The organism is Caulobacter sp. X (assembly GCF_002742635.1).
Lineage (GTDB): Bacteria > Pseudomonadota > Alphaproteobacteria > Caulobacterales > Caulobacteraceae > Caulobacter.
Window position 1 is genome coordinate 1,679,928 of sequence record NZ_PEGF01000002.1, and the last position, 20,493, is coordinate 1,700,420.

Annotated in this window: 20 protein-coding genes and 1 riboswitch; of the genes, 9 read left to right on the plus strand and 11 right to left on the minus strand. The window is 68.1% G+C overall.

What is annotated here, in order from left to right; all coding sequences use genetic code 11:
- Positions 1–38: 38 nt before the first annotated feature.
- Entirely contained in the window at positions 39–1,838 is a 1,800-nt protein-coding gene (locus tag CSW60_RS20380) for a glycoside hydrolase family 15 protein (protein ID WP_099538960.1), read from the minus strand.
- A gap of 219 nt (positions 1,839–2,057) precedes the next feature.
- On the opposite strand from CSW60_RS20380, the gene CSW60_RS20385 reads away from it, so the two are divergent.
- The 4 genes from CSW60_RS20385 (at position 2,058) to CSW60_RS20400 (ending at position 5,120) form a co-directional block, all read left to right on the plus strand.
- Entirely contained in the window at positions 2,058–3,557 is a 1,500-nt protein-coding gene (locus CSW60_RS20385; protein ID WP_099539199.1) for a murein L,D-transpeptidase, read from the plus strand.
- 75 nt (positions 3,558–3,632) lie between these two features.
- On the plus strand, positions 3,633–4,271 hold the full coding sequence (locus CSW60_RS20390; protein ID WP_099538961.1) for a DUF882 domain-containing protein: 639 nt from the start codon (positions 3,633–3,635) through the stop codon (positions 4,269–4,271).
- 15 nt (positions 4,272–4,286) lie between these two features.
- Entirely contained in the window at positions 4,287–4,625 is a 339-nt protein-coding gene (locus CSW60_RS20395) for a hypothetical protein (protein WP_099538962.1), read from the plus strand.
- 96 nt (positions 4,626–4,721) lie between these two features.
- Positions 4,722–5,120, plus strand: a complete 399-nt coding sequence (locus CSW60_RS20400; RefSeq protein WP_099539200.1) for a GFA family protein — start codon at positions 4,722–4,724, stop codon at positions 5,118–5,120.
- A gap of 4 nt (positions 5,121–5,124) precedes the next feature.
- On the opposite strand, the gene CSW60_RS23540 is transcribed toward CSW60_RS20400, so the two are convergent.
- Together CSW60_RS23540 and CSW60_RS20405 are read right to left on the minus strand one after the other, a co-directional pair.
- On the minus strand, positions 5,125–5,286 hold the full coding sequence (locus CSW60_RS23540) for a hypothetical protein (protein WP_161495666.1): 162 nt from the start codon (positions 5,284–5,286) through the stop codon (positions 5,125–5,127).
- Positions 5,287–5,362: 76 nt separating this feature from the next.
- Positions 5,363–6,403: a substrate-binding domain-containing protein gene (locus tag CSW60_RS20405; RefSeq protein WP_099538963.1), complete on the minus strand. Its 1,041-nt coding sequence runs from the start codon at positions 6,401–6,403 to the stop codon at positions 5,363–5,365.
- A gap of 165 nt (positions 6,404–6,568) precedes the next feature.
- A riboswitch (cobalamin riboswitch) is annotated at positions 6,569–6,758 on the plus strand.
- 29 nt (positions 6,759–6,787) lie between these two features.
- Here CSW60_RS20405 and cobO point away from each other — a divergent pair.
- Complete coding sequence (cobO, locus tag CSW60_RS20410; protein WP_099538964.1) at positions 6,788–7,426, plus strand: cob(I)yrinic acid a,c-diamide adenosyltransferase; 639 nt, start codon at positions 6,788–6,790, stop codon at positions 7,424–7,426.
- Entirely contained in the window at positions 7,423–7,827 is a 405-nt protein-coding gene (locus CSW60_RS20415) for a DUF1636 domain-containing protein (RefSeq protein ID WP_099538965.1), read from the plus strand. Before cobO ends, CSW60_RS20415 begins: the two co-directional genes overlap by 4 nt.
- A 1-nt stretch (position 7,828) precedes the next feature.
- Here the strand turns inward: CSW60_RS20415 and CSW60_RS20420 are convergent, their stop codons facing one another.
- From CSW60_RS20420 to CSW60_RS20460, 8 genes are all read right to left on the minus strand, one after another.
- Positions 7,829–8,482 carry a DUF2799 domain-containing protein gene (locus CSW60_RS20420; RefSeq protein WP_099538966.1) on the minus strand — a complete coding sequence of 218 codons (654 nt, stop codon included), beginning with the start codon at positions 8,480–8,482 and terminating at the stop codon, positions 7,829–7,831.
- A gap of 71 nt (positions 8,483–8,553) precedes the next feature.
- Entirely contained in the window at positions 8,554–10,731 is a 2,178-nt protein-coding gene (locus CSW60_RS20425) for a transglycosylase domain-containing protein (protein WP_099538967.1), read from the minus strand.
- 99 nt (positions 10,732–10,830) lie between these two features.
- On the minus strand, positions 10,831–11,412 hold the full coding sequence (locus tag CSW60_RS20430) for an SCO family protein (protein WP_099538968.1): 582 nt from the start codon (positions 11,410–11,412) through the stop codon (positions 10,831–10,833).
- Complete coding sequence (locus CSW60_RS20435) at positions 11,412–11,861, minus strand: copper chaperone PCu(A)C (RefSeq protein WP_099538969.1); 450 nt, start codon at positions 11,859–11,861, stop codon at positions 11,412–11,414. The genes CSW60_RS20430 and CSW60_RS20435 overlap by 1 nt, the downstream gene beginning before the upstream one ends.
- A gap of 142 nt (positions 11,862–12,003) precedes the next feature.
- Positions 12,004–14,052: a TonB-dependent receptor domain-containing protein gene (locus CSW60_RS20445; RefSeq protein ID WP_099538971.1), complete on the minus strand. Its 2,049-nt coding sequence runs from the start codon at positions 14,050–14,052 to the stop codon at positions 12,004–12,006.
- Positions 14,053–14,170: 118 nt separating this feature from the next.
- Positions 14,171–14,590 carry a DUF2946 family protein gene (locus CSW60_RS20450; protein WP_236634321.1) on the minus strand — a complete coding sequence of 140 codons (420 nt, stop codon included), beginning with the start codon at positions 14,588–14,590 and terminating at the stop codon, positions 14,171–14,173.
- 175 nt (positions 14,591–14,765) lie between these two features.
- The gene (gene eutC, locus CSW60_RS20455; protein WP_099538972.1) at positions 14,766–15,509 is read right to left on the minus strand and encodes an ethanolamine ammonia-lyase subunit EutC; all 744 of its coding nucleotides are present in this window, start codon (positions 15,507–15,509) and stop codon (positions 14,766–14,768) included.
- Positions 15,502–16,902, minus strand: coding sequence for an ethanolamine ammonia-lyase subunit EutB (locus CSW60_RS20460; RefSeq protein ID WP_099538973.1), 1,401 nt, complete (start codon positions 16,900–16,902; stop codon positions 15,502–15,504). The genes eutC and CSW60_RS20460 overlap by 8 nt, the downstream gene beginning before the upstream one ends.
- Before the next feature lie 667 nt (positions 16,903–17,569).
- On the opposite strand from CSW60_RS20460, the gene CSW60_RS20465 reads away from it, so the two are divergent.
- From CSW60_RS20465 to CSW60_RS20475, 3 genes are all read left to right on the plus strand, one after another.
- Positions 17,570–18,436 carry a transposase gene (locus CSW60_RS20465; RefSeq protein ID WP_062095314.1) on the plus strand — a complete coding sequence of 289 codons (867 nt, stop codon included), beginning with the start codon at positions 17,570–17,572 and terminating at the stop codon, positions 18,434–18,436.
- Positions 18,433–18,786, plus strand: coding sequence for an IS66 family insertion sequence element accessory protein TnpB (tnpB, locus tag CSW60_RS20470; protein WP_062095312.1), 354 nt, complete (start codon positions 18,433–18,435; stop codon positions 18,784–18,786). Before CSW60_RS20465 ends, tnpB begins: the two co-directional genes overlap by 4 nt.
- Positions 18,787–18,858: 72 nt before the next feature.
- Positions 18,859–20,385, plus strand: coding sequence for an IS66 family transposase (locus CSW60_RS20475; protein ID WP_062095310.1), 1,527 nt, complete (start codon positions 18,859–18,861; stop codon positions 20,383–20,385).
- Positions 20,386–20,493 lie beyond the last annotated feature (108 nt).

The window sequence follows — 20,493 nt, forward strand, 5'->3', positions numbered from 1 at the left end:
TGCTTGCCAAGATTGCAACATCCGGGCCTTGCGAAAGCCTAACGGACGGAGGTCCAGGGGCGGCTCAGCAGCACCGCGCAGTTGATCAGCCCGACCAGCGAATAGGTCTGCGGATAGTTCCCCCACAGCTCGCCGTCCGCGAAGCCGATGTCCTCGGACAGCAGGCCCGCGCCGGTGCGGCGGCTCAGCATGTCCTCGAACAGCGCGCGGGCTTCTTCGGATCGGCCCTGAAGGTGCAGCGCCTCGATCAACCAGAAGGTGCAGATGTTGAACGCCGTCTGCGGCGAGCCGAAGTCGTCGGGGATGGCGTAGCGCAGCAGGTAGGCCCCGCGCCGCAGGCCTTCCTCGACGGCCTTGAGCGTGGCGAGATTGCGCGGGTCCTCGGCCTTCTGAAAGCGCAGGTCGACCAGTTGCAGCAGGGAGGCGTCCAACTCGTCGCCCTCGAAGGTGGCGGCGAAGCGGCCCAGCTCCGCGTTCCAGGCGCGGTCCTCGATGACCTTGCGCACATGGGCGGCGCGGCCGTTCCAGAAGGCGGCCTTTTCGGTCAGGCCCAGCTTCTCGGCGGCGTTGCCGAGGCGGTCGCACGCGGCCCAGCACATGGCCGAGGAATAGGTGTGGACGTTGGCGCGGCCCCGGAACTCCCAGAGGCTGGCGTCGGGCTGGTCGTGCAGCCGGAAGGCCTGCTCGCCGACCGGCTCCAGCGCCTCGAAGTCGTCGATCGTGGCCGGCCGCAGCAGGCGCTCGTCGAAGAAGGCCTGCACCGTCGAGAGCACGATCTGGCCGTAGACGTCGTTCTGGATGTGCTCGAACGCCTGGTTGCCCACGCGCACCGGCCCCATGCCGCGATAGCCGGGAAGGTCGGGGGCGACGCGCTCGGTCAGCACCTCCTCGAAGCCGACGCCGAACAGGGGCTGGATGTGGCCGCCCTGGGCCCGGTCGACGATGTTGCGCAGATAGCCGAGATAGTTCTCCAGCACGTCCACCGCGCCCAGCCGGTTCAGGGCCTGGACCACGTAATAGGCGTCGCGCAGCCAGCAGTAGCGGTAGTCCCAGTTGCGGCCGCTGTCGGCGTGCTCGGGGATCGAGGTCGTCAGCGCCGCGACGATGGCGCCGGTCTCCTCGTGCTGGCACAGCTTCAGGGTGATGGCCGCGCGGATCACGGCCGTCTGCCACTCCAGAGGCACGGCCAGCCCCCGCACCCAGTGCTTCCAATAGCTCTCGGTCTCGCGCAGCATCCGCTCGCAGGTCGGGCCCACCGGAGCCTCGAAGCCTTCATCGGCGCCCAGGAACATGGCGATCGGCTTTTCCAGGCGGAACGTGCGCTCCTCCAGGATGTGCGAGACCGGCGCGTCGGTGGTCAGCCGCATCGTCATGTCCGAGCAGAGATAGCGGATGTGGTGCGAGCCGCGCGTGTGTTCGGCGACCTTGGCGCCCCAGCCCGCCGTGGGGCGCAGGCGAAGGGTGATGCGCGCCACCCCGACCAGCGGCCGGATCAGGCGGATGAAGGCGGTGGGGCGGAAGATCCGGCCGAACTGCTCGTAGCGCGGGGCGAAGTCGATGATCTCGAGCCGCGCGCCGTCCAGGTCGGCGATCTCGGTGCGCAGGATCGGCGTGTTGCGGATGTAGCCCTGGCGGACCTCGGCGCGGCGGTCGACCTGCACGTCCCACAGGCCCTTGGCGTCCTGGCCGTCGGGATCGGCGTCGTCGAGCAGGGCGCTGAACACCGGATCGGAGTCCACGCGCGGCGCGCAGGCCCAGACGAAGCGGCCGGCGGTGTCGATCAGCGCGCTGACCGCGCAATTGCCGATCGGGAAGAGGTCGAGCGTCTTCTTGTCCAAGGTCTTGTTCCTAGCGCCCCCTCGGGCCGCCCCCAGGGGTCCCCGTTCGCCGGTTGAAACCAACAGTGTGGCTTGCGGGTTCCTGTCTTCGAGAAATCCGTCGCGACGGCGCGGCGGAAGGGTGGGGCGAGGGTCTGTCGCGTTGACGGCGAAGGTCCAGGCGACCATCTGAACTTCAAGACGCGGCGCGGCCGCGCGAAGGCGACGGACAGAGTGACGGTGAAGCGAGTCTTGAGATCCTGCGGCGTCCTGGCGGCGGCGCTGAGCGTGTTGCCCGTCTCGCCGGTCTTGGCCCAATCCCAGAGCCCGCCCGTCGCCGCCGGTCGCCAGGTGCAGGCGGTTCCGGTGGTTCCCGCCAAGCCGGCGGTCGACCTGACGACCCTCTCCTTGAGCGCCGCCCAGGCCGACGCCTTGGCCCAGGCTCTGCGCGGCGCGGACGCCCACGGCTTGCCGCCGGAGACGTTCGCGCCGGACGCGGCGATGGCGCTGCTGGCCGGCCAGGACCCGGCCGCCCGCGCCAAGGGCCAGGCGCAGCTGATCGACCTGACCCTGGCCTATGCCCGCGCCGTCCATGTGGGCCGCCTGCCGACCAGCGCCTTCATGGCCGAGTGGGGGCTGCGGCCGGACGCTTACGACCCCGCGCCGGACTTCGCAGCCGCCGTTCAGCAGGATCGGATCGCCGCGTGGCTGGCCAGCCTGCCGCCGCCGTATACGGGCTATCAGACGCTGATGACGGGCCTTGCGACCTATCGCGGTCTCGCGGCCAAGGGCGGTTGGAGCGTGGTGCCGTCAGGCCCCAGCCTGACCGAAGGCATGACCGATCCGCGCGTGAAGGTCCTGCGGGCGCGTCTATCCGTCGAGGACGCCACGGTCGCCCGGACCGGAAGCGACCTCTATGATCCCGCCTTGGTCCAGGCCGTGCAACGCGCTCAAAAGCGTTTCGGCCTCGATCCCGACGGCGTGGTCGGACCGGGCACGCTGCGCGCCTTGAATGTGCCCATCGCGCGCCGCATCGACCAGATCGAGGCCAATATGGAGCGCTGGCGCTGGCTGCCCCAGACCCTGCCGGCCGATCGCATCCAGGTGAACGTCGCCGCCGCGGTCATGTCGGTGTTCCAGCAGGACGTCCCGACCCTGACCATGCGCGCCGTCACCGGCCGCCCGGGCGACGAGACGCCGATGCTGTCGTCGCTGATTCACAGCATCGTCCTGAACCCGCCCTGGAACGTGCCGCAGTCGATCGCCGCCAAGGAGATCTGGCCCAAGGAAAAGGCCAGCCCCGGCTATCTGGCGCGCAACGACTTCATCGTCATCCCGACGGGCGACGGCGGCTCGCGCCTGCAGCAGAAGGCCGGCCCCAAGGCGGCGCTGGGGCAGGTGAAGTTCGACTTCGACAACCCCTACGGCGTCTATCTGCACGACACGCCCAGCCGCTCGAAGTTCGACAGCTTCAGCCGCCTGGCCAGCCACGGCTGCGTGCGCCTGCAAAAGCCGATCGAGCTGGTGAAGCTCCTGATGGCCGGCGACCCGGTCTGGACGCCGGAAAAGATCGACGCGACCCTAGCCTCGGGCGAGACGGTGCGGGCCAAGTTGCCCCAGCAGATGGCGGTCTTCCTGCTGTACTGGACGGCCTATGTGACGCCGGACGGGCAGGTGAATTTCCGCGACGATCCGTATGGCTGGGACAAGGAGCTGGTGCAGCGTATCGCCGCACTCTGACCCGGCTCAGCTTGCATTCTTAACGTTCTTGCGGTGTCCTGCCCCCACTTCAGTGTCGGGTAAGGGCGTAAACGCATGCATCGACGTAAGCTGCTCCAGTGGGGGCTGGGCGCTTTCGGGGCCGGACTTCTGCCGCTCGCGGCCGCGCGCGCCGACGACGACATCATCGGCGCGATCCTTCAGGGGAAACATCCGACCGCGGCTCCGGTTCCCGCCGAGCCGGTTCTGCCGCCCACGCCGGCGGCCGCGCCGGCGCCCATCGAGACGCGTTGGGTCCATCTGCATAACGTGCACACTGGCGAGAAGCTGGAAGCGGTCTACTGGGAGAACGGCGAGTACGTCCCCGACGCGGTCCAGGCCCTGAACAAGGTGCTTCGCGACTATCGCAACGACCAGGTCCACCCGATGGACCCCGGCCTCTATGACATTCTGGGCAAGATCCAGGCCCGCACCGAGGCCAAGTCGCCCTTCCAGGTGATCTCCGGCTATCGCTCGCCGGCGACCAACAAGATGCTGTCCAACCGCAGCGGCGAAGTCGCCAAACACAGCCTCCACATGGAGGGCAAGGCGATGGACATCTATCTGGAGGACGTCGCCCTCGAACACGTAAGAGCCGCCGCCCTGGATCTCGGCATGGGCGGCGTGGGTTATTATCCGCAGAGCCGGTTCGTCCACGTGGACGTGGGCCGGGTGCGCCAATGGAAGGGCGCGTGATCGAAGCGAGGTAGGATGAGCGAGCGTCGCGGCGGCCGGTTCGGCTGGATCTTTGTCGGCTTCGTCCTCGGCGTCCTAACCACCTTCGTGGCGATCTTCTTCCTGAACCTGGCCGACGATAGCGGCGTCGAAGACTACATGGAGCCGCGCGCCACCGCCGCCGAGCAGGCGGCCGACGCGGCCATGCGCGGGGCTCCAGCCTCGGAAGCGCAGTCGTCTCCCACGGCGCCGCCTATGGCCGCTCCCACGCCGGAAGCGCCCCCGGCCGCCGCGCCGCCGCCCGCTCAGCTGGATCCCCAGGTCGCCGAAGACGCCGCCGCCGCCGGCATGACGTCCCGCGCCAAGCCGAAGTGAGCCGCGACAACCCGTCTCACGATTCATCCACAGCCTGCTGACACCGCGCTGGCGGCAGGAGGGGCGCAGTTTCCTTGGGCTATCAAGGAGATGCGCTTGACCATCAAGGGAAGCTGCGTGTGCGGGGGCGTGCGGTTCGAGTTGTTCGAGCCGCCCGCGATGATGGGGACGTGCCATTGCTCCCGCTGCCGAAAGGCTGGGTCCAGCACCTATGCCTATGTTCGGGCGGAGGCTTTCCATTGGCTGGCGGGTCGAAATCTGCTGATCCGCTATCAGCCGAAACCGCCGATGCGGTTCAATCGCGTCTTCTGTCGTCGCTGCGGCACGTCGATCGGCGACCCCTATGCGGGCCGCATCTTGGCGATCTCGGCCAACTGCCTGGACGACGACATCGAGGCGCGGGTGAAGTTTCATGAATACGCGCCGGACAAGCCCTCCTGGTACGAGATCTGCGACGACGCTCGTCCGTATGGGCGCGAAACCGGCGGAGGATAGGTGATCAGGCCGCTTCGTCTTCGGGCGGGACGAAACGCGTCATGATCGCGCGCCGCGAGAATTGCATCAGCGTAGCGATGTAGTCTTCCAGCGCCTCGATGCGTTCGGCCTGGCGGACCACCAGAGCCTCAAGATCGCGCAGCCTCTCTTCGACCTTGTCGGTCATGACCGTCTCCGTTCCAGCCGCCGTCATGGAGCGCCGGCTGGAACGGAAGGTCAAGCGTGCGCCTGCACGCTTTCGGTTATTCCTTCGGCGCGGGCATGGCGGGCAGGGCGCCGGCCTTGCTCTTCATCGCCGCGTGTTGCGCCGGGGGCAGCGGGATCAGACCGCGGCCCTGCAGGTAGCCGCCGCGACCAGTGGCGGCGTCCGACACAAACTCGGTGACGAACTCCTTCAGGCCCGGCGTGACGCCGACCTGCGACTTCTTCACGTAGATGAACAGCGAGCGCGACAGCGGATACTGGCCGCTGGCGATCGTGGCCGGGGTCGGCTTCACGCCGTTGACCGCCGCGCCCTTGATGCGCGAGGCGTTCTCTTCCAGGAACGAGAAGCCGAACACGCCCAGGGCGTTCGGGGTCTTCTCGATCGTGCCGACGATGGCGTTGTCGTTCTCGCCGGCGTCCACCCAGCCGCCGTCGGTGCGCATCGGCGAGACAGTGGCCTTGAACTTCTTCTCGTCCTCGCCCTTCATCTTGGCCAGGGTCGGCAGCTTGGCCGCGCCGCCTTCCATGGCCAGCTCGACGAAGGCGTCACGGGTGCCCGAGGTCGGCGGCGGCCCGTAGACCAGGATGCGCGCCTTGGGCAGGCCAGGACCGACTTCGTTCCAGTTCTTGTAGGGCTGCTTGACCAGCTGGCCGCCGCGCAGGGTCTGGTCGGCCAGGCCCAGATACAGCTGCTCGAGCTTGAAGTTGAAGTCCGGGCCTTGCTTGTCGGTCGCCACGACGATGCCGTCGAAGCCGATCTTGATCTCGACGATGTCCTTCACGCCGGCCTTCTGGCAGGCCTGGAACTCGGACTTCTTCATCGGGCGCGAGGCGTTGGCGATGTCGGGGAACTTCTCGCCCGTACCGCCGCAGAACATCTTGATGCCGCCGCCGGTGCCCAGGCTCTCGACCTTGGGCGACTTCTTGCCGGTCTTCTTCGAGAAGTTCTCGGCCACGCGGGTGGAGAAGGGGAACACCGTCGAGGAGCCGGCGGCCCAGACATAGTCGCGGGCCGCGTGGGCCTGATCGGCGACGGCGAGCAGGGCGATGGTCGCGACCGCGCCAAGAAGCTTGTTCATGTCGTCAAATCCTGTGTCGTCCGGGGGAAGTTGGGGGGAACATGCCGGATCGATGAGCGGGCTTTTGTCACAGTTCGGCGACAGTTTTGCGACAGCGTCCGTGTGCGGACGAAGCTTGACCTTGGCGCGGGGCGCCATCCCCGCTTGACCCGTCCACCCGCCGCGCCTACGCCGGTTCTCGAAGGCATGGAGGCCGCAAGGCCTCCGGGAACGCGGTGACCAATCCGCGGCTGCCCCCGCAACTGTGATCGTCCGTCGATCGTCGCGGCCTCACGCCACTGGAGCTTCGGTTCTGGGAAGGCGCCGCGACGGGAGGGCGTAAGCCAGGAGACCGGCCTTCGTCACATCAACGCGGCCGGCGGGGTGTCCGGCGAAGGACGGACGATGAGCGAAGAAACGCACCACGAGGCGGCCCAAGAGGCTGAAAAGAACGCGCGCCATAACGCCAGGATGAAGGCGATCCAGGCGGCTCGCGCCAAGATGATGGCCGAGAAGAACATCGAGAAGGGCCTGCTGATCGTCCACACGGGGGCGGGCAAGGGCAAGACGACGGCGGCGCTGGGCATGGCCATCCGCGCCATCGGCCACGGCCACCGGGTCAGCATCATCCAGTTCATCAAGGGCGCGATGACAACCGGCGAGAAGGTGGTATTCGACGCGTTTCCCGACCAGGTCGAGTTCCGGCCGATGGGCGAGGGCTTCACCTGGGACACTCAGGATCGCGCCCGCGACATCGCCGTGGCCCGCGCGGCCTGGGAGGTGATCAAGGCGCGCATCCTCGATCCCGACGACTGGGACATGGTCATCGCCGACGAGCTGAACATCATCCTGCGCTACGACTATCTGCCGCTGGCCGAGGTGCTGGAGGTCGTGGCCGCGCGGCCCGAGGGCAAGCACGTGGTGATCACCGGCCGCAACGCGCCCGACGAACTGATCGAGGTCGCCGACCTCGTCACCGAGATGGCCCAGGTCAAGCACCCGTTCCGCGCCGGCGTGAAGGCCCAGGCGGGGATCGAGTTTTGAGTGTCCTGCGCGAGGCCGACGACGGTCCGGCGGTGGTGGTCTGCGACACCTGCCGCTTCTCGGCGGAGGAGCGCGACGGTCCGGACGGCGTGCGGGGCGGCGCGCTGCTGGCGGCGGCGTTGCGCGAGGCGGCCGACGGGACGGGCGTGGCGGTCCAGACCATGCCGTGCCTGTTCAACTGCGGCCAGCACTGCTCGGTCCACCTGCGCGCGCCGGGCAAGATCGGCTACGTCCTGGGCCGCTTCGAGCCGACCGCGCAGGCGGCGCGGGCGATCCTGGACTACGCCCTGGCCTATGCCGCGAGCGAGGAGGGCGTCGTGCCCTACCGCCAGTGGCCCGAGGGCGTGAAGGGCCACTTCATCGTCCGCGTGCCGCCGGCCGGCAAGCTGGTGGCGGACTAGGTCACCACCCGCCGTAGTGCGGCGCGAAGCGGGCCCTCAGGTCGTCGACCTCGCGCTCGGCGTCGCGGATCGCGTCCGCCGCCCGGCGGCCGTCCTCGATCGCCTCGCGGCGCTCGCGGCGCAGGCGATGCAGACGGTCGCGCAGCTCGCGGATCTGCTCGTCGGTCAGCTTGGGATTGCGCAGCTCGTCCTCGACGCCGTCGGCTTCTCGCGCGCGCCGGTCGGCCCGGGCGTCGGCGCTGCTGAGGTCGGAGCGGGCGCTGGAAAGGCGGCTCTCGGCGGCGTGGACCCGCTCGCCGTCCGCATAGCCGCCCAGGAACTCCGGCTCGACGGGCGGCGGGCAAACCCCGGCGTAGGAATGGCCTTGGCGTCCAACGCGGAAGCCGTTCATTTCGGTGCAGTAGCGCATCAGGCCCTGGTCGCGGCCCTGGATGTAGAGGCTCATGTCGGGGGCGACGCCGGTCTTCTCGCAGGCCTTGGCGTGGTCTTCGATCCGGCTCATCGACCGACCGTCGGCGCCGTCGATATAGCCGATGGCCCGCCAGTCGCCTTGCAGGCACTGCTCCTTGCTGAGCGTGGCGCAGGCGGCGACCGTCAGGCCGGCGAGGACGACGAAGGCTCCGATGACCACGGACCGCTTACCAGGAACACGCATTTCAACCTCCCCAGGGCTTGGCCCTCGGGAGCAGTTGGAGCTTGGCCGTGTGAACCTGACCTGAACGAGGCTTAAGGGCGCGGCTCGGCGGGCGGCGGGGCCTGCGGGACGCCGCTGTTCGGCGCGGCGGGCGTCGCCGGTTCGGCGGGGACGGTCAGCGGGGCGACGGGCAGGCCGTCGGGACCGATCTCGCCTTCCAGCGGCAGGCCCAGGTCCTCCAGCGGATCCTCGGCGGGACGCAGGGCGACGTCGCGGCCCAGGGCCGACAGCATGAAGGCCTTCCAGATCTTGGCCGGCTCGCCGCCGCCGACGACGCCGTTCATTGGGCTGTTGTCGTCATTGCCGACCCAGACCCCGACCACCAGGTCGTCGACGTACCCGACGAACAGGGCGTCGTGATAGTTCTGGGTGGTGCCGGTCTTGCCATAGGCGCCGTCGATGGCGGCCTCCAGGCCCGTGCCGCGATGGGTGGCCGAGCGCAGCAGGTCGCGCATGCCGGCCAGCACCTTGGGATCATAGGCCGTGGTCTTGGGCTTGCTGAAGGTCTCCAGCGCGTGCGGGACGATCGGATATTCGCCCGCCGCCACCGAGGCGTAGGCCGCCGTCAGCCGCGTCAGGCTCATCGAGCCGGTGCCCAGGGCCATGGTCAGGTCGTTGGGTATCTTCTCGGTTATGCCAAGATCGCGGGCGACCTTGATCACCTTGGCCGGGCCCAGGTCGTGGGCCAGGCGCACGGCGGCCACGTTCGACGAGGCGGCGAAGGCGCTGATCAGCGGGATCTCGCGGTCGCGATACTTGCCCTCGTGGTTCTTGGGCATGTAGCCGCTGACCTGCACCGGGGTGTCGAGGATCGGGCTGGTGGTCGTCATGCCTTCGCGCAGGGCGGCCAGATAGACGAACAGCTTGAACGACGAGCCGGGCTGGCGCTCGCCGTCGGCGCGGTTGAACTGGCTTTGCTTGTAGTCGCGGCCGCCGACCATGGCGACGACGCGGCCGTCCTTGCGCATGGCCACCAGGGCGCCCTGGGTGATGTTCAGGACCTTGCCGTCACGCTCGATGAAGTCGTTGAGGATCTTCTCGGCCTTTTCCTGGAGCTTGGGGTCCAGGGTCGTGCGGACGATGGTCTCGCCATAGCGGGGACCGATGCTGGCGCGGGCCTGGGGCAGGGCCCAGTCGGCGAAATAGGAACCGGTCGGCACCTTGTCCTCGACCTCGATCGGGGAGACGTCGCCGACCGCGTCGGCCTGTTCCTGGGTGATCGTTCCGGTCTCGACCATGGCGCCGAGCACCACGCGCATGCGCTCGCGGGCGCCTTCGAGATTGTTGGTCGGGGCCAGGCGGGAGGGGGCCTTGACCAGGCCGGCCAGCATGGCGGCCTCGCCGATCGACAGTTGCTCGGGTTGCTTGCCGAAATAGTGGCGGGCCGCGGCGCGCAGGCCAAAGGCGCCGTCGCCGAAATAGACCGACGACAGGTAGCGCGACAGGATCTCGGCCTTGGAGAGGCGGGCCTCCAGATAGACGGCGATCAGGGCCTCCTGCGCCTTGCGGCGCAGGTTGCGGTCGCTGGACAGGAAGGCGTTCTTGGCCAGTTGCTGGGTGATGGTCGAGCCGCCTTCCGAGACGCCGCCGGCCTGGGCGTTCTTGCCCAGGGCCCGGGCGATCGCCTTGGGGTCGACGCCCATGTGGCTGTAGAAGCGTCGGTCCTCGATGGCGATGAAGGCGCCGGGCACGTAAGGCGGCAGCTTCGTCGCGTCGATCGGCGCCTCCTTGTAGGAGCCGCGCTTGGCGATCGGCGAGCCGTCGCTGGCGACCAGCACGATGGCCGAATTGTTCAGCGGCTCCAGCGCCCGGCTCAGCGGCAGCGACCAGAAGAGGGTGGCGACCAGGGCGACGACCAGGACAACGGCGGCTACCGCGCCGATCAGCCAGATGTGCCGCCGCCAGAAGGGCTTTCGCGCGGGCTCAGGCGCCGGCTCGGGCATGGGCTCGGGCGCCGGCGGCGTGGCTTCGGGCGCGGACGCCAGCGCGGGATCGGCCAACGCCGCCTGCGGGTCGCGCGGCGGGCTAGGCTGGCGCGGCGGCGTGTTGGGGTCGAGGTCGTTCGGCTCGTCGGACATGGGATCGGCGCTCGCTTCGGGCGCACGCCCGCACTCGTCGTCGGCGCTCATACCACACGGCCCGGCCAATCCAAGCGCGCGGAACGGGAAGTTTTTCCGTCCACGCCCCTTGAATGGGGACGGGGCGATCATAACTGACCTCCCCGTGAGGCCGATGCCTCTGCCCTTTCCTGGGCGTTTCCTCCCTGACTTTCCAAGCCCGGCCTTGTCGCCGGGCTTTTCTTTTGGCCGCTACTTCGCCAGCAGCGCCTGGAGTTGATGCACCGCCCGATCCGGCGGGGACTGGTAGGGGATCGGCGCGACGAACCGGCCTTGGGCGTCGAACAGATAGACCGACGAGGAGTGGTCGATCGTGTAGCCGCCGCCCTCCTGCGGGACCTTCTGGTAGTAGACCCGATAGGCCTTGGCCGCCTTGGCGACCGCGGCGGGCGTCCCGGTGAAGCCCTGGATGCGCGGGTCGAAGTTCGAGAGATACAGCCGCATCTGCTCGGGCGTGTCGCGCTCGGGATCGACCGAGACGAACACCACGTTCAGCTTGTCGGCCTCCGGGCCCAGGGTCTTCAGCCACACCGTCAGGTCGGTCAGGGTGGTGGGGCAGACCTCCGGGCAATAGGTGAAACCGAAGAAGATCGCCGTGGGCTTGCCCAGCAGCGACTTCTCGGTGACCGGCTTGCCGTTCATGTCGACCAGGTTGAACGGCCCGCCGATCTTGACCAGCGAACGCGCCGGACCCGCCCCGTCCTGGCGGTTGCAGGCCGCCAGGGGCGCGGCCGCCAGGATGGCGGCCGCGGTGATCAGAAGCGCCCGCCGCATCAGTGGGCCATGCCAGGCATCGGCGGCGTCTTGACGACGGCCTCGACCGTCAGGGGGGGCGCCGATTTGAACTTCAGGGTCATTGGAACCTTCGCGCCTTCCTTCAGCGCCGACTTGGGCGCGATCAGCATCAGGTGCTCGCCGCCGGGTTTCAGCGCCACGGCCTTGCCGGCCGGCAAGGCCAGGCCATCAGGCAGCTTGCGCATGCGCATGACGCCGCCGTCCATCGACATGGTGTGGATTTCACCGTGGTCGGCGGCCGTAGTCTCGACGCCGATCAGGCGATCCTCGCCCTTGGCCGTCAGGGTGACGTAGCAGCCGGCGGCCATGGCGCCGGCGACGGTCGGGCGGCACCAGGCCTCGGTCGCGGTCACCTTCGGCGCGGGCGCCGCGTGAGCGGCCGAGGCCAGGGCGGCGGCGGAGAAGGCGATCAGGGTCAGGGTCTTCATGGTCAGGCTCCAGCTTTCAGGGAAGGCGAGGTCAGTCGCCGGAAGATGAGATCGATCAGAAGGGGCGCGATCAGCGACGCGCCGACCAGCGGGTAGATTACAGCGAGTGGCGGCGACTCTCGCGAGTCGCCGCCGATCCGGATCAGAAGTTGACGGTCACGCCGCCGAACACCGAACGGCCGTCGCCTGGCCACAGGGTGGCGGTCGAGGCGGTCCAGGTGGTCGCGGCCTGGGTGTTGGAGACGTAGGCCTTGTCGGTCAGGTTCCGCGCGTCGAGGAACAGCGACACGGCCGGCGTGACCTTCCAGCCCGCGTTCAGGTTCAGGATCGCGTAGCTGGGGGCCTTCTTCGTGTTCTTGTAGTCGATCCACTGGTCGGTGGCCGACCACTCGACCGACGGCGCCAGGAACCAGCCGCGCGGATCGTCGTAACGGACTTCCGACCGGTAGAAGTTCTTGGGCACGATCGGCAGACGGTTGTCGCCGTACTGGACGTCGTCCTTGAAGCGGAAGTCCGAATAGGTCCAGGTCTGGCGAATGCGCCACTTGGGCGCGACGGCCCAGTCCAGCGCCGCCTCGATCCCCTGGTGCATCGTCTTGTCGGCGTTGAAAGTCGCGGCCGGGATCAATCCGCCCGGCGTGTACTGCAGCATCTCGTCCTTGAGCTCGGCTCGATACAGCGTGACGTCATAGGTGAACGGTCCGCGACGGCCGCGCGCCCCGACCTCGCCCGTCCAGGCCTTCTGCGCCTTCACCGGCGTGAAGCCGGTGTTGATGGGCGACATCGAGCCGAGGTTCGGGGGCTCGACCGAGCGGGTCAGGTTGGCGAACATCTGATCGCCCGCTTCGTTCTGCCAGAGCAGGCCGACGCGCGGTGAGATCCAGTCGTAGGTCTTGTCGGCCTTGAGATTGAAGGTCGAGCTGACGCCCGGCACGGCGAAGCTGGTGTAGTCGCGCTTGGCCTGGCCCCACGTCGCGCCGGCCACGAGGGCGACCTGATCGGTCACGAAAAGCCGGCCTTCGCCGAACAGATCGATCGCCTTGGCGTTCTGCAGCGTGCGCGAGGTCGGCGCGCCGCGCGCCCCGCGATTGTTGACGTAGAAGTTGGAGTCGAGGTCGCCTTGGCGGTACCAGGCGCCGAAGAAGGCGTCGGCGCGCTTGCCGCCGATCTCGCCGTCCCAGTCGAAGCGGCCGAAGGCGCCGTAGTTGCGGCTTTGCTGGTCGATGACCTGGAAGATCGGATGGTCCAGATCCTTCCACACCGCATAGACCGCGCCTTGGAACACGACCTGATCGTTCAGACGCCAGGTCGTCTGCAGCGAGCCGCGCACGCCGCGCTGGTTACGGCCCTGATCGGCGTTGATGTTGGCGACCGGGGTCTGGCGCGGGTTCTTGTTGAACTGGTCCAGGGTCAGCGCGCCGGGGATCTCCTGGTTGATGTTCGAGCCGTTGACGATGAAGCGGACTTCGCGGTCCTGGCCGAACGAACGGCCGATGTTCAGGCTGCCGAACTGGATGTTCTGCTGGCTTTGCGAGCGCCAGCCCTGATTGGTCTGGTTGGTGGCGGCGGCGTAGACGTCCCAGTCGCCGAACTGGCGGGCCATGGCGACGTGCTCGCGCAGCAGGCCATAGGAGCCGCCGTCGATGCGGATCTGGTTGGAGAAGCCCGCGTCCTTGCCCGTCGGCGTGACCATGTTGATGGCCCCGCCCAGCAGGGCGCCGCCGAAGCGCAGGGCGTTGCCGCCGCGATAGACCTCGGCGTAGCGGGTGTTCAGCGGATCGGCGACCTGGCTGTCGCCATAGCCGTCCGCCTCGTTCAGCGGCACGCCGTCCTGGGCGATCAGCAGGCCCCGATTGTGGTTGGCGTTGCCGATGCCCGAGCCGCGGATCGAGATGCGGATGTCGCCGCCCCACTTGCGTTGGGCGTAGACGCCGGGGGCGTCGCGCAGCATGTCGTCCAGCGCCAGGGTTTGGCGGTTGATGTAGCTCTCTTGCGAGATCACCGACACCGCGCCGGGGGTCTCCGACAGGCGCTTGCGCGCGTCGGCGACGACGGGCGGGTCCTCGGGATTGCGGCGGGCGGTGACGATGACCGACGAGACTTGGGTGTCGGCGTCCGGCTTGTCGGCGGCGTGGGCGACGGGCGGAACGAAGGCGGCGATGGCCGTGGCGGCCAGGAGGAGAGACTTCATGGTAGGTCCTTGGGCGCGGCTTGGCGCGCCGGATAAGCAAGACTGAAAGGCGGAGCGGCGCGCGCGAGTGGAGGCGTCCGCGAGGCGGCGCGCTACGCTCCAGCGGCGGCCGGAGGCTCTAGATCAGCTGGCTTGGAGGACCGCGCGCCGGCAGGGGCGGGGCGGCGAGGCCTCGCCCGGGGGCGAGGTGGACGACCCGCGCGGGCGGGACGTCGAGATAGGCGACGAACGCGACCTTGGTCGCCGTGAACGGGCTCGGCGGCGGGGCCGCCGCGCCGTGGCTGGCGAACGGGCAGGGCGAGTCGTGTGCGGACTTGTCGGCGTCCTTGTCGTGATGACCGGCCAGCGCCTCTCCGGGCTGGACGAGCTTGGCGCCGTCGCCGGTGCAGAGCACCAAAGAGAACGGCAGGCCGTTGCGCGGATCGGGCGCGGTCATGAAGCCGGCCGGGATCATCACCTTGAAGGCGACCGCCAGCGCCGCGAGCGTCATGAAGACGGCGCGGGCGAAGGAACGGCGCTGGAGCGGCGAACGAGTCACGAGACCGGCTTTAATCCAAGGCGGCGCCGATGTCGCCCCCCGGGTTGTTACGGAGCTTGGCCGTGGAGCGCGGCGGCGGCTAGAGCATTTTTCAACAAGTGGGAAACGGTCATCGGATCGAAAAAAGCTCTAAACTTTTGAATTGAAGATCTTTTATTCGATCTGATTGATTCAATCAGCCCGCCGGCAAGGCGGTCACGTCGCCGTTGAACAGACCCACCCCGGTCTTCTCGAGCAGGCGCGCGGTCGCGGCGATGCGCATGATCTCGTCGGCGGCGGCCTCGATGCTCCAGCCCTCGGGCGGGCGGATGTTCGAGATGCAGTTTCGTTCGCTATCCATGCGGCCGCGCACGGGTTTCCAGGTGAGATAGACCGATAGGCTGTCAGCCGCGCTGAGGCCTGGACGCTCGCCGATCAGCACCACCACCAGGTCCGCGCCCAACGCCTCGCCGATATCGTCGCCCAGCGCCACGCGCGCCTGGCGCGCCACCACCAGCGGCCCGACCCGCCAGCGCCCGGCGCGGGCGATCACCGCGCCGGCCAGGTCCGCGGCATGGGCCAGGACGGCGGTGGCCGACAGGCCGTCGGCGATGACGATCGCCAACTGGGCGCGCTCACGCGCCAAGCGCGGCAGGTCTTCGGGATTCAGACGCCGACCCAAATCCGGTCGCATCAGATAAGTCGCCCGGTCGGGGGCCTGGCTGCGGACCTCGACGACGGGCTGGCCGTGCAAAGCGACGCCAAAGGCGCCTTCGGGCAAGCCATTGTGGACGGCGTCGCGGGCCCGGGCGTGAGCCAGCTGGAAGTCCAGCATGTCGCGCGTGAGGACGGCGCTGCCGACCCGGCCCATGGCTACGCGCGCGGTGGTGTAGGCGCGAAGACGCTCGCGCAGGCTCGAGGAGGTGATCAGGTCAGCCATAGAGCGCCGCCAAGGCTGGAACCCGCTCGAGGGATGGCAGGCGCGAATCCGGACTGACCAGCTTGCCCGCGGCGTCCGTCAGTCCAACCTCGGCGAGCCAAGCCTCGAACTCGGGCGCGGGCCGCAGCCCAAGGACATCGCGCAGGTAAAGCGCATCGTGGAAACTGGTGGACTGATAGCCGAGCATCACGTCGTCGGCGCCGGGGACGCCCATGATGAAGCTGATTCCGGCCACGCCCAGCAGGGTGGCGATGACGTCCATGTCGTCCTGGTCGGCCTCGGCGTGGTTGGTGTAGCAGATGTCCAGACCCATCGGCAGGCCCAGGAGCTTGCCGCAGAAGTGGTCTTCCAGCGCCGCGCGCAGGATCTGCTTGCCGTCGTAGAGATATTCGGGGCCGATGAAGCCGACGACGGAGTTGACCAGCAGCGGCGCGTAGGCGCGGGCGACCTCATAGGCGCGGCATTCCAGGGTTTGCTGGTCGACGCCGTGATGGGCGTCCGATGACAGGCATGAGCCCTGGCCGGTTTCGAAATACATCACGTTGGTCCCGACCGATCCTCGCCCCAGGGCCAGGGTGGCGTGATGGGCCTCGGCCAGGAGGTCCAGGGAAACGCCGAAGCCGCGGTTGGCCGCTTCGGTTCCGGCGATCGACTGGAAGCAGAGATCCACGGGCGCGCCCTGGCCGATCAGCGCGATGGTGTTGGTGACGTGGGTGAGCACGCAGCTTTGGGTCGGGATATTCAGCCCCTGGCGGAGCTCGTCGAGAAGGCGCAGCAACCGGCCGATGGTGGGAATGTCGTCGGTCGCCGGATTGACGCCGATGACCGCGTCGCCGGATCCCAGCAGCAGGCCGTCGAGGATGGAGGCCGCCACGCCCTTGGCGTCGTCGGTGGGATGATTGGGTTGCAGCCTGGTCGAGAGGCGGCCTCGCAGCCCGATGGTGTTGCGAAAGGCCGTGACGTTCTCGATCCGGCGCGCGGCCGACACCAGATCCTGGTTTCGCATCAGCTTGGACACGGCGGCGACCATTTCCGGGGTCAGGCCGCGGGCGGCCGCCTTGAGGGCCGCTTCGTCGGTGCGGTCGTCCAGCAGCCATTCGCGCAAGCCCCCCACGGTCAGGGCGCGCAGGGGGGCGAAAGCCGTCGCGTCGTGACGGTCGATGATCAGCCGGGTGACTTCGTCGGTTTCATAGGGAACCACCAAGTCGTCGAGAAAGGTCGTCAAAGGCAGGTCCGCCAAAACCAGTCGCGCGGCGACGCGCTGCTCGGACGACAGGGCCGCCAGCCCCGCCAGGTGATCACCCGAGCGCGACGGCGTGGCCTTGGCCAGGACTTCGGCCAGCGTCTCGAAGCGGTGCCGGGTCCCGGCCAGATCAACCTGATAGCGTGTCATTCTTGCTTCCTGATCGGGCGCTACCCCCGTCGAAGGCCTCCCGATCGGATTTATAGATAGACCCAAACGGGTCTTATCAACGCGCCGCCCGCGTGGCGAAGCGTCGATCCTCAACATGATCTCGCCAGGGCGCCGGCGGCCTTGGAAACGAGCTCGCGCCCATGCCTATGGCGATCTCGGCGCTTGGAGCCGAAGCGGGGGATATGTCCGTGGCCGTGGCCCAACGCCGCGCGTCCTCGCGCGGCTTGAACGTCTCGCCTATATAGCGCCCCGATGGATGACGGCTCGCCAGGCGCCGAGCGGCAGGTTCCCAGAGTCCGCCATTTTCGTGTAGGCCATGCGTACGGTGAAATGTCGGAACATAGAGAAGACATGGGCGCCTTCAGGTGCGGCCTTCGGACTTCGCCGCTCTTAATGCATTGAATCTGCGATAAAAATGACGCCTTTCGAAGCCATAGATTCTCCGTCGCGCCGATGATGGATTGGTGTATTTTTACATAAAAATCAATAACTTATTCCGCATATTGTGCGCGAATTGCACACGCGCATTTGCGCTTTTCTTCGGCTTCGTCGGGCGAGCAGACGGTTTGCGTTCGGTTGTTGCACTCTTGTTCTCCTTCCATGAGACGAACCATGTCGGGCTCCTGATGATCGAGGGAGGTCGGCCGTGGCGTCGAAGCGCTACCAAAACCGAGGACTGCGGACCTACTGGGCGGTCCACATCGAGGCCTGGCGGCTGAGCGGTCTGTCGCGCGCGGCGTACTGCGGCGAGCACCAGCTCAAACCCGGCGTCTTCAGCAGTTGGCTGAAGAAGATCGGTGACGCCGACGCCTTGCAGCACAAGCCTTCGAGCAAGCGAAAGCCTCCGCCGCGACGCTCCGCCAGCGAGGTCCGCAACAGGGCCGTGCAGGCGTTCTGGGCCATGCACGTCGAGGCCCAACTGTGGAGCGGACTGAGCGCCGCAGAGTACGCCAGCGCCCATCGACTGACACCGTCGTCGCTGCGTCAGTGGCGTCAACGCCTGGACGAAGACCCCCTTGGGATCGATTGGCGAGAGCTCGTTCATCCCAGCGCCCGCCCGTATGTGGGCCCCAGACGAAGCACTAGTGCTAAGGCCCGGACGCCGGAATCCGGCTTGACGGGCGCGACCAGGACCGTCCGCGACGGTGATGGTCGGAGTAGCCGCCGGACGTTCAACGACGAGCAAAGGCGCGCCATCGTCGCCGAGACACAGGCGCCCGGCGCCACGGTCAGCGCGGTGGCCAGGAAGCACGGCGTGGTCACCAGCATGGTGTTCCGGTGGCGCGCCCAGATGGGCCTTGGCCAGGACCAGCGCGCCCGGCTGGCTCGCGTTCGCCTGGTTGGCGAAGGCCTCAAGGCAGCGGGCCAGGCGCCCACGGCGGGCATCCCCTTGCCCATTCCCGAAGGCGCGGTGGCGGTCGATCTTGGCGACGGACGCCGGGTCTTCGCGCCGCCCGGGAGCGATCCGGACGAGGTCCGACGGTACGTGGCCCAGCGGGAGGCGGCGCGATGATGATCATCCCCTCCGGCGTGAAGGTGCATCTGGCGCTGGGTCAAACCGATATGCGCAAGGGCTTCGACGGCCTGTCGATGCTGGTGCAAGACCTGCTGAAGGAAGACCCGTTCTCGGGCCACTTGTTCGCCTTCCGGGGACGAAAGGCCGACACCATCAAGCTGCTCTACTGGGACGGAACGGGGCTGTGCCTGTTCACCAAGCGACTGCAACGCGGGCGCTTCATCTGGCCCCATATCACCACGCCAGGCGGCTGCGTCGTGCTCACGCCCGCACAACTGGCCATGCTGATCGAAGGCATCGACTGGCGGTTCCCAGAGCGCACCTGGAGGCCCGCCATCGCCGGCTGAAACCACGCCAAAACCCCTGTCAAATAAGGGGAAAGTGCTTGGTCGCGGACTCCGAAAATAGTAGAATCGGGCATGCGGCTGGATCTCGAAAACCTGCCTACCGACACGGCCTTGCTGCATCAGTTGGTGCGCGAAATGGCTGGCTTCGTCGGTGAGCGGGACGGCGAGATCGAGCGGCTCAAAGCCATCATCAAGCAGCTCCAGCGCGCCCAGTTTGGCCGCCGGTCCGAGCGCCTGGACGCCGATCAACTGGCGCTGGCCCTGGAGGATGTCGAGACCGATCTGGCCGCCGCCGAAGCGCGCCGGCCCGACATCCTGCCGGCGCCCGCGAGGGCTCAGCCCAAGCGCAAATCGCTCCCCGACCACCTGCCGCGCGAAGACCGGTTGATCGATATCGCCAGCCCGGTCTGCGCCTGCGGTGGCGCGCTGCACAGCATCGGCGAGAGCGTCAGCGAGATGCTGGACTGGGTCCCCGCGCAGATGCGGGTGATCCGGATCGTGCGCCCCAAGTATGCCTGCCGGGCCTGCGCCACGGTGGTCCAGGCGCCGGCGCCGGAGCGACCGATCGACGGCGGCCTGGCCACGCCAGCGTTGCTGGCCCAGGTGCTGGTCAGCAAATACTGCGACCACACCCCGCTCTATCGGCAGTCCAAGATCTTTGCTCGGCATGGCGTGGATCTGGAACGCTCGACACTGGCCGGCTGGGTCGGCGGAGCCTGTTGGTGGCTGCAAGCCCTGCACGACAGGCTGGCCGAAAACCTGTTCGCCAGCGGCCATCTGTTCGCCGACGATACGCCGATCCCGGTGCTGGATCCTGGCCGGGGCCGGACCAAAACCGGGCGCCTCTGGGCCTACACCCGTGATGATCGACCCTGGGGCGGACCCGAGCCGCCGGGCACGGTCTATGTCTATGCGCCGGACCGAAAGGGCGAGCGCCCGGCCGCCCATCTGGGCCGGTTCAAGGGCGTTCTCCAGGTCGATGGCTATGCCGGCTTCGAACCGCTGACGGCGTCCGGGGACGTCAAGCTGGCGGCCTGTTGGGCGCACACTCGGCGCAAGTTCTATGAGATCGCCGAGTCCACCAAGGCGCCCGTGGCCGTCGAGGCGTTGCGCCGGATCGGCGAGCTCTACGCCATCGAAGCCCAGGTGCGCGGCCAGTCGGCGGCGCTGCGACGGGCGGCGCGTCAGGAGTCTTCCCGTCCGTTGGTCGATGCCCTGCACGCCTGGTTCGAACGTCAGCTCACCCGCGTGCCGCCGCGCGGCGCCCTGGCCGAGGCCATTCGCTACGCCCTGGGCCGCTGGGACGCCCTCAGCCTGTTCCTCACCGATGGCCGCATCGACCTCGACAACAACCCCGTCGAGCGCGCGATCCGGCCTATCGCCCTGGGCCGCAAGAACCACCTGTTCGCCGGCTCGGACGGCGGCGGCGACCGCTGGGCCGTGGTCGGATCGCTGATCGAGACCGCCAAGATGAACGGCGTCGAGCCCTTCGCCTACCTGCGCGATGTGCTCGAGCGCATGGTCGACGGCCACCCCGTCAACCGCCTCGACGAGCTGCTGCCCTGGGCCTGGAAGAGCGGAAATCACGTCAACACCTGACCGACGTGCAGCGGCCGGACGCTTACAGCAGACGTGACTCATCGCCGACCTTGGGAAAGTCCGCTCACGGAAGAAGCGGGCTGAGACAAAAGCCGGCGAACCTGTCGC